This is a genomic window from Paraburkholderia sp. SIMBA_027, from assembly GCF_046535315.1.
GTDB classification, from domain to species: domain Bacteria; phylum Pseudomonadota; class Gammaproteobacteria; order Burkholderiales; family Burkholderiaceae; genus Paraburkholderia; species Paraburkholderia tropica.
In genome coordinates this window covers 1-266 of sequence record NZ_JAWRWY010000728.1, presented here as the reverse complement: position 1 = coordinate 266, position 266 = coordinate 1, and the positions used below count along the sequence as shown (strand labels likewise).

1 pseudogene is annotated in these 266 nt (G+C 60.2%); it reads right to left on the bottom strand.

Annotated features, from left to right (window positions below):
• A pseudogene (locus SB764_RS40960) lies at positions 1-266 on the bottom strand (hypothetical protein); the annotation flags it as partial.

Sequence of the window (266 nt, the reverse complement as noted above, 5' to 3'; positions counted from 1 at the left end):
CAGGTCGCCGGTGCGATAACGGACAAGCGGCTTGGAGAGGTTATCGAGCGACGTCACGACTAACTCGCCCGTGATCGCGAGCTTTCCTGACGGCCGCAACGATGCATTCTGGGCGTCAAGCAATTCGAAGATGTAGCTGTGTTCCTGCAGCTTCATCGTGCCAGGGGAGATCGCCACGGCCGTCGTTCCCGTTTCCGAGGAACCGTATGACGCATCGAAAACGCTCGCGCCAGTCAGATGGCCGATCCGCGCTTTCAGCGCGACAC